The sequence below is a fragment of the Trichocoleus sp. ST-U1 genome, assembly GCF_039961835.1.
GTDB lineage: Bacteria > Cyanobacteriota > Cyanobacteriia > Cyanobacteriales > FACHB-T130 > FACHB-T130.
The window spans coordinates 39,896-48,548 of record NZ_JAMPJZ010000043.1 but is presented as its reverse complement, the minus strand read 5'-3'; the positions used below and the strand labels follow the sequence as shown (position 1 = coordinate 48,548).

At 46.2% G+C, this 8,653-nt stretch carries 9 protein-coding genes and 1 pseudogene; 9 read left to right on the top strand and 1 reads right to left on the bottom strand.

The features are described 5' to 3' along the window. The 6 genes from NDA06_RS16120 to NDA06_RS16095 form a co-directional block, all read left to right on the top strand. A partial coding sequence (locus NDA06_RS16120) for a dihydroxyacetone kinase subunit DhaK (protein ID WP_348251778.1) occupies positions 1 to 314 on the top strand: 314 nt, incomplete at its 5' end. A 56-nt stretch (positions 315 to 370) separates the two neighbouring features. Next, complete coding sequence (gene dhaL / locus NDA06_RS16115; RefSeq protein WP_190985764.1) at positions 371 to 1,006, top strand: dihydroxyacetone kinase subunit DhaL; 636 nt, start codon at positions 371 to 373, stop codon at positions 1,004 to 1,006. Between the two features lie 15 nt (positions 1,007 to 1,021). Further along, positions 1,022 to 2,047 carry an LD-carboxypeptidase gene (locus NDA06_RS16110; RefSeq protein ID WP_190985765.1) on the top strand — a complete coding sequence of 342 codons (1,026 nt, stop codon included), beginning with the start codon at positions 1,022 to 1,024 and terminating at the stop codon, positions 2,045 to 2,047. 395 nt (positions 2,048 to 2,442) lie between these two features. Next, entirely contained in the window at positions 2,443 to 2,583 is a 141-nt protein-coding gene (locus NDA06_RS16105) for a hypothetical protein (RefSeq protein WP_190415779.1), read from the top strand. A gap of 200 nt (positions 2,584 to 2,783) precedes the next feature. Then, positions 2,784 to 4,310, top strand: coding sequence for a glycosyl hydrolase family 57 (locus tag NDA06_RS16100; RefSeq protein WP_190985766.1), 1,527 nt, complete (start codon positions 2,784 to 2,786; stop codon positions 4,308 to 4,310). Between the two features lie 169 nt (positions 4,311 to 4,479). Continuing rightward, entirely contained in the window at positions 4,480 to 5,322 is an 843-nt protein-coding gene (locus tag NDA06_RS16095) for a sulfite exporter TauE/SafE family protein (RefSeq protein ID WP_190985767.1), read from the top strand. Here the strand turns inward: NDA06_RS16095 and NDA06_RS16090 are convergent. Next, the gene (locus NDA06_RS16090) at positions 5,315 to 5,452 is read right to left on the bottom strand and encodes a hypothetical protein (RefSeq protein WP_190985768.1); all 138 of its coding nucleotides are present in this window, start codon (positions 5,450 to 5,452) and stop codon (positions 5,315 to 5,317) included. The two genes, NDA06_RS16095 and NDA06_RS16090, sit on opposite strands and share 8 nt — an antisense overlap. Positions 5,453 to 5,550: 98 nt before the next feature. Between NDA06_RS16090 and NDA06_RS16085 the strand changes: the two genes are divergently transcribed. From NDA06_RS16085 to NDA06_RS16075, 3 genes and pseudogenes are all read left to right on the top strand, one after another. Continuing rightward, positions 5,551 to 6,090: a retropepsin-like aspartic protease gene (locus tag NDA06_RS16085; RefSeq protein WP_190531317.1), complete on the top strand. Its 540-nt coding sequence runs from the start codon at positions 5,551 to 5,553 to the stop codon at positions 6,088 to 6,090. Between the two features lie 275 nt (positions 6,091 to 6,365). Beyond that, positions 6,366 to 7,398: pseudogene (locus NDA06_RS16080) on the top strand (transposase). A gap of 262 nt (positions 7,399 to 7,660) precedes the next feature. Then, the gene (locus NDA06_RS16075) at positions 7,661 to 8,614 is read left to right on the top strand and encodes a tetratricopeptide repeat protein (RefSeq protein ID WP_190529617.1); all 954 of its coding nucleotides are present in this window, start codon (positions 7,661 to 7,663) and stop codon (positions 8,612 to 8,614) included. Positions 8,615 to 8,653 lie beyond the last annotated feature (39 nt).

Here is an 8,653-nt window from a genome sequence, read left to right as displayed (position 1 = left end):
GCGAGTGGGATGCAGATAAGGGAGAATGGGTGGAACAGGAACTCATTGACCCTGCGTTTGAAAGTGGCGATCGCGTTCTTGCCTTTGTCAACAGTATGGGCGGCACTCCCCTTTCTGAGTTGTACATTGTCTATCGAAAATTAGCAGAAATCTGCGAAAAGAAAAAACTTCAAATTGTTCGTAATTTAATTGGCCCTTACATCACCTCTTTGGATATGCAAGGATGTTCCATCACTCTACTGAAGTTAGATGATGAGATGATTCAACTTTGGGATGCACCCGTGAAGACACCAGCTTTAAGGTGGGGAATATAAAAGAGTTTAGAGTTGTAGAGACGCAACAAATCGCGTCTGAGTTTAGAGTTTTGAATATGGTCAGTAAAGAACAAATCCTGCAATGGTTACAAGCCGTAGCAGTAGTTGTAGAACAAAATAAGGATTATCTAACCGAACTGGACGCGGCAATTGGAGATGCTGACCACGGCATCAATATGAACCGGGGTTTTCAAAAAGTGGCGACTCAGCTACCCAGTGTGGCAGATAAGGATATTGGCAACATCCTCAAAACTGTCAGCATGACGCTCATTTCCAGTGTTGGGGGTGCCAGCGGGCCGTTGTATGGCACGATGTTCCTACGAGCTAGTACGGCAGTCGCAGGCAAGTCAGAACTGACCGATGAGGAGATGGTGACGCTTTTCCAAGCGTTTGTGGAAGGTATTGTGCAACGGGGTAAGGCGAATTTGGGTGATAAGACCATGCTGGATTCTCTATCACCTGCTGCGGATACTTTTGAGCAAGCTGTCGTGGCTGGTGCAAGCACCCCAGAAGCTTTACAACAAGCCGTAGCTGCGGCTGAGGAAGGGATGAAACAGACGATTCCCTTGGTAGCGAAGAAAGGCAGGGCGAGTTATTTAGGCGATCGCAGTGTCGGTCATCAAGATCCGGGTGCCACCTCTACTTATCTGATTCTCAAGACGCTGTGGGAAACTGTCAATAGCCAGTCGTGATTTGTTAATCGTCATTTGTCATTCATTATTAATCGCCGCCAGTTTCTTAAAACCGTTGCGCTTTCCGCAATCGCAACTGAGTTCCCGCAGATTGCGATCGCAAATCCATTTTTAAAAACCGCCTTAAAACCACCCCGCCTCAAAGTCGGCGATACGGTGGGATTAATTAATCCCGCTAGTCCCATTGACGCGAAAGACATTGCACAGGTACAGCAAACCCTGGCAAGTTTGGGGTTAAAGGTTAAATTAGGGAAGCATCTTCTCGACCGTTACGGTTATTTGGCAGGAAGCGATCGCGATCGCGCATCTGATGTAAACGCTATGTTTGCCGATGCTTCTGTAAAAGCGATTGTTGCTGTGCGTGGCGGTTGGGGTTGCAATCGGATTTTGCCACTCTTGAATTATCCCCTCATCCAAGCTTCTCCCAAAATCCTCATTGGTTACAGCGATATTACTTCGCTGCTGTTAGCAATTTATGCCAAAAGTGGCGTTGTCACTTTTCATGGCCCCGTGGGCACATCCACTTGGAATCCGTTTACAGTAGATTATGTTAAACGCATTCTATTTAATGGGGAAGCTGTCACAATGCAAAATCCCCCGAATGCTAGCTTTAAAGCAGAGATAATTACGCCTGGAAAGGCTAGGGGAAAATTAGTCGGGGGCAATTTATCAGTGCTGGTGGCAATGGTGGGGTCATCTTATCTGCCAGATTGGAGACAAAGTATCTTATTTGTAGAAGAAATTGGGGAGGAAGCTTATCGGATAGACCGGATGCTGACTCAGCTAAAACTCGCCGGTATTCTAGAGCAAATTTCTGGGTTTATTTTTGGGCAATGTACCGATTGTCAACCCAAAGATAATCAACCTTCCCTAACTTTATCGCAAGTCTTGAGAGAACACATTCAACCTTTAGGAATTCCAGCTTGGTATGGTTCGCAGATTGGTCATATTAAAGATAAATTTACTTTGCCAGTTGGCGTGCCAGTAGAAATTGATGCCAATCAGAATACAATTCGGATGTTAGAGTCATCTGTTCAATGAGTCGGGTTAGGTTTCGCTTATCCGGCTTGCATCTTAAATAGGCTATAGCAATCCTAATTCATTCATAAAATATTGGAACTCTCTTCTTCCTCTTTCTGCGCGCTTTTTGCATCTTCGCGGTTCCTAAAAAAAATACAACTGCAAGACGACTGCTATAATCGCTCTATTCCACCTGAATGGGGTTGAATTTATAAATTTAACCTATCGTTTTACTTAGAGTAATTTTGTTGATACAAGATGTCGGTTAAAACTGAGTAAAAGCTTTAACATTAAATTCATTGAAACGAAAAACGGGTAATAAGACTTTTAACCCCTTAGCGGGATGCGGATTTAAAAATTATTAGTAATAATAGACAATCAAGCCCACAATAACACTTTTACTTAGTAGGTAAATTATGGCAAGTGCAGATGACCGCAAGAAGCGAATTATGGAACATTTATCCCGGAGTTCGGGGGATTTTATCAAGCCATCTCCTAGAAACTCAGAGGAACGCAAGCAGCGAATTTCCGATCATGTTCGCCGAACCAAAGGTTAAAGCAATCTGAAAGCGATGCCACAGGAGATCGCTTTACTGACCGCGCATTATCTTAGTGCGATTTTTGTATCGTTTTTGGTACTGTAAATGGTTTAAGAAATTTCTTTTTGACTATTTACAGTATCAAAGACAATATAATTATTTGACTAATCCTTTATATAATAATTAAATAAATTCATCTAATATTAGAGCAATCTGTAATGGTTTCCTCATCTCCTAAAACGACGCTTCCCGTTTTATCCGAAGTAATTGATGGATTGCCTAACATTTCCGGATGGGAAAAAGAAGTTAGTGCTGTCGTAAACCAGGATAACCCTGTATTTTTACCTACTACGAATATTCGGTTAGAAGATGTAACGGCTGGATTTGCGATCGCGCTCCATATGCACCAGCCTACCATCCCCGCTGGGACGAATGGCGAACTCCAGAGCAACCTGCAATATATGTTTGAGCATCCCTACGAAGGAGACAACCATAATGCAGGGCCATTTGCCTATTGTTATAGCCGTATGGCAGATTTTATTCCCGAATTGGTTGCGAATGGTTGCAATCCCCGCGTCATGCTAGATTTCTCCGGGAATCTATTCTGGGGACTGCGACAAATGGGACGAGGAGACATCTTAGAAAATCTCAAGCGCATCACCTGTAACCCCACTTACCAGCCTTATGTAGAATGGCTGGGGACAATGTGGAGTCATGCGGTTGTTCCTTCTACCCCGATTCCCGATATCAAATTACATATTCAAGCATGGCAACATCATTTTGCAGCCATTTTTGGATGGGATGCACTGGCGCGAGTGAAAGGATTTTCTCCTCCAGAAATGCACCTCCCCAACCACCCAGATACGCTGTATGAATTTGTAAAAGCCCTGAAAGAATGTGGATACCGTTGGTTAATGGTTCAAGAGCATTCTGTTGAAACCCTAACGGGTCAATCTTTGCCCTATAAGCATTTGCCTCACCGCTTGGTGGCGCGAAATTCTAATGGCGAAACGATTAGTATTACGGCACTGATTAAGACTCAAGGTTCCGATACAAAATTAGTGGCGCAAATGCAGCCTTACTACGAAGCTAAAACCCTATCTCGGCAGCAGTTAGGAAATGTTTCGGTACCGCCCATTGTTACCCAGATTGGAGATGGTGAAAATGGCGGCGTGATGATGAATGAATTTCCTAGCGCCTTCAACCAAGCCTGGTATCAAATGGCAAATGAAGGCGGAGGAAAAACAGGCGTTGTCGGAATGACAGGTACAGAATACTTGGAACTCATAGAAGCCGCAGGTTGCACGCCTGAAGATTATCCAACTTGTCAAGCAATTGGTCAACACCAAATTTGGGAGCGAGTACCCGCCGAAAATTGTACCCCCGAAGCAGTTGCTAATGCGATTGCAGAATTAAAGCAGATTAATCCAAACTTTCACATGGATGGCGCTTCTTGGACAAATCATCTGAGTTGGGTGAAGGGATATGAAAATGTCTTGACTCCGATGAATAAACTCAGTGCTTTATTTCACGATAAAATCGACCGATTGCTCCAAGGAGAAGCCGAATCAAGTCAGAGTTCTTCTGGGGAATCTGTTACCCAACAATCCAGCTATCGGGAGGCACTGATGAATAATCTTTTGCTTCAAACAAGCTGTTTTCGTTACTGGGGACAAGGAGCTTGGACTGACTATGCTCGTGAAATATATCGACGCGGTGAAACACTTCTTCAGAATACTTTCTAAGGCGAGTCAAAGGCGAGATTTTGTGCTGGCTGGTGCCAAGGTTGAGAGATACCTCAACTTACGCTGCCAGATTTAGAAGGTCAGTAAAAGTAAGTTAGTTGTACTTGCCCAATCACTTAAACCCTCATCTTTCAACTAATCTGAGTGAAAGAGTAGTGGGGAAAAATCGATGGAGAAGCCCAACGCACCCGTTGTAGAGACAAACAGAAGTTCTCTTGTCCGACATCATCCCCAACTTGCATTTCTCTATGCTGTACCTATTGGGGCACTGGGAGGACTAATTGGTTTAGGAGGTGCGGAGTTTCGATTACCTGTGTTGGCTGGTGTGCTGGGCTATTCAGTCCGTCAGGCTGTCCCGCTGAATTTGGTTGTTAGCTTAATTACAATTGCTGCATCCCTAGCAATTCGAGGTAAAACACTCTCGTTCGATTCAGCGATCCCTTTATTGCCTGTGGTGCTGTCCTTGATTGCTGGAGCGATCATCACGGCTTTTTTGGGCGTAGCTTTGGCAGGACGGCTGTCAAATAAACAGCTTGAGCGAACTATCTTAGTGCTGCTAGTCGGAGTTGGAATTGCTCTAATTGTTGAGAGCTTTTTACCTCAGCAGATAGCCGCCCTCTTACCTACTGCCTTGACTTGGCGTATTTTAGCCGGAATTCTGTTTGGTTTGGCGATTGGGCTGGTTAGCAGCCTATTAGGGGTAGCTGGGGGTGAAATTATCATCCCCACACTCGTTTTTGCCTTCGGTGTAGATATGAAGACGGCAGGAACAGCAAGTTTGCTCATCAGTTTTCCAACTGTGTTAGTCGGGTTGATTCAATACGCCAGCCGGGGAGCATTCCGCGATCGCTCTCCGCTGAAAAATACGATTACTCCCATGAGTATCGGGTCAGTCATTGGAGCAATTATCGGAGGAATGCTGGCTGGAATCGTTCCAGCGTCAGCTCTAAAGCTTACTCTAGGAGTGATCTTAAATATTTCAGCGTTTCGAGTGTTTCACAAATCTAGATAAAGTACCACTCCTCTAGAGAGCTTAAACCGTATTTTTCATTAGTAGAGACGCGATTAATCGCGTTTCTACAGGGGAGGCGGACTAGAAGCGCATAAGCTGCGCGATCGCCCTCGACAAAAGCCCTTGCCATAAGCCAGAGTTGTAACACTATTCAGCAGCCGTCAGAAATTAACGAATTGAGCAATAATCAATCTGCTGGGCGCTCAATGAATGAGACAGGAAAGCAAGATGAAACGATTTTTAACCGTGGTAGTTTCTCTAACTGGGCTGGTTTCCTACGCAGCCGTGGCGGGGGTGCCAGAGGCGGCTAAGGCTCAGGACGCGGCTTGCTTCATGGTAGCACCGGGGGGCAGAACGATAGACTTGGGGAGTCTCTGCGGCACCGATGAGGCGAACAAACGAGTCTTTCAAGCCAGAATCAAACGCCGCGCCGGTGGCACACCCGTCATTGATGTCATGTTTAATGGCGGGCAGACTTTTGAGATGATTGTAGACACCGGGGCTAGCGGCACGATGATTACCCGCCGGATGGCATCAGCATTGCGAGTGGTGCCGGTGAAGACTGTTAAAGCTGATACGGCGAGTGCGGTGGGAGTCGAGTTTCCCGTCGGCTATGTGCAATCGATTGCTGTGGATGGTGCTGTCGCTAACAAAGTGCTAGTTGCGATCGCTGGTCCCGAACAAGATATGGGATTGTTAGGACACGACTTCTTTGGTAATTACGATGTCACGATTAAACGCGATGTCGTCGAGTTCCACCGTCGCTAATATTGTACGGTGAGGCTGAATTTCAAGCGATCGCTCTTTCGGCACGGTGATAGTAGCGACATATTCCTCCTTCCCTAGCAGGGAAGGGGGTTAGGTTTTGTATTTGAGTCAACTTACATCTTGCACCAAGAAATGTTGATATGAATCCCCTGTTGTTGGAGTAGAGGTTGCAATCGGAGGAGCAGGACTTACGCAAGTCCGCTATAGGTAGGGTCTAGCTAATCCAAAGAATAACCAGTACAGTAGCTCCATTGCTGGCAGCGCTCGACCGTCTCATGACCTTTAGCAAACTGGATTATTGTCAATACTTGCTCAGTAGTCAGACGAACTTCACGCTGAGTTACTTAGCCGAGCATTTGCAACAGTTCAGCCATGACACGATTAATCGCTACATGAGTGGGGAAAAACTTACGCCTCGACTGTTGTGGGAGAATGTTGAACCTCTAGTGGTCAGGGACAAGGATGGATATCTGCTGTTTGATGACACGGTGTTAGACAAACGCTTTAGCCGGTCGATTGAACTGGTCAGACGGCAGTATAGTGGCAACGAGCATCGAGTAATTCGAGGCATTGGGTTGATTAGTTGTGTTTATGTCAAGCCCAAGAGTGGGCAGTTTTGGGTGATTGACTATCGGTTGTACAACCCGGATGGAGATGGCAATAGCAAGCTAGAGCATGTGGCCCAGATGCTGCAAGGGGCAGTGTATGCCAAGCAGTTACCATTTAGCACGGTTTTGATGGACAGTTGGTACGCGGTCAAGAAATTGATGGCACTCATTGAGGGGTTAGGCAAGGTTTACTATTGCCCGTTGAAGGTCAATCGCTTAGTGGACGATAGCGGTGGCAGCCAACCCTACCAACGGATTGACCAAGTTCATTGGAGTGCCACTGAAGCCAAGCAAGGCTTGCTCATCAAAATTCGTAGATTCCCGAAAGATAAGAAGGTGAAACTGTTGCGCGTCATGGTCTCTACCGACAAGACGGAGTATGTCGCCACCAACGACTTGACTCAAGATTCCACAGACGACACGCAACAGGTGTGTGCCGTGCGCTCTTCAGATTGAGCAGTTTCACCGAGAAGTGAAGCAAACAACGGGCATTGAGGCTTGTCAGTGTCGCAAGCAACGGATTCAAAGGAACCATATTGCTTGTGCCTTGCTGGTTTGGACACGGTTACGGCAGATTGCTCATGCAACAGGAACAACGATTTACCAACTCAAGACACGCTTATTATCCAACTATTTGATTGAGCAATTGAAGTCACCCACCCTGCCCATGCAATTGAATTGTTCCACTCCTCATATCTAGTGCCTTTGCGTAAGTCCTGAAGTATTGAAATTCAATATTCTCCCCTCGCCGTTTACGGAGAGGGTCTGGGGGTGAGGTTCCTATGTTGCAAGTGCGAACCGCTCTATATAGGCAGGAGATTTCTAAAGCCTGAAAATTTAGGCTTTAGTTCAGATTTTTCGGTATTTCCGGCGTTAAACCCCAAAAAAAACCGATTTTTAGGTGGCAGTGTAGAGGGGAATTAAGCAACAATAAATCCATCTATTGATAGATGAATCGCCCTATGAGAGAAGAACGTCTCGAAGCCTATCTCAATCTGATCCAAGTGCTACTCAGTTCCTCTAGTGGCGAGGAAATGGAGATTTTGCAGACGAATCAAGCGCTCATTGATGCCGGGTTAGTGCAGACAATGGAAGCCGTAGCCGCAATGCTGGCAGAACGGGGCGATGGAGAAGCAGCGGAGTGGTTGCGGAATGTTGCAGCGCCAATGGTTACAGAAATGGGTAACTCATCATCGACACCCACTGTCGTCAAGAGGATTCCCGAATCGCCTGTGCAATTCTTAACGGAGGTATTGCAAGCAACCGCAGATAGTAATGGCGATCGCAAAGTAGTGTATCCGCTGTTACAAGCAAATCTCGATCAACTGAATGAGAAACTGGCTGAGATACTGCACGATTGGGCAATGATAATTCTGCCGCAAGTTGAACCCCAAGAAGCAAAATTTATTGGGGCGACAATCGGCGGATTCAGCAACCTGATGGCGCAATTTCCCCTAGGAGACAAGGAGAAAAACTTAGAAATTGCCATCACCGGCTACGAGATCGTGGTTACAGTTTTTACCCGCGAAGCGAGTCCTGACGAGTGGGCGACGACGCAAAATAATCTCGGTAATGCCTACCGCAATCGGATACAGGACGATTTGGCTGACCAAGATAGATTGGCAGTCCGCGCCGATCGTCTAGAACGAGCGATCGCGTGTTACGAACAGGCATTGCAAATTTATACCCGCAAAGCCTTTCCCCAAGATTGGGCAATGACGCAAAATAATCTCGGAAATGCTTACCGCGACCGAATACGGGGCGATCGCGCTGATAATCTAGAACGAGCGATCGCGTGTTACAGGCAAGCATCGGAAATCTATACCCGCGAAGCAAGTCCAGACGAATGGGCGACCATCCAAAATAATTTGGCAGTTGCTTCGGAAAATTGCGAAGCATCTAATGTGCCAATTTAGACCGCAGGAAAAGGGTACACAAGAAAGTAGGAACGGGGA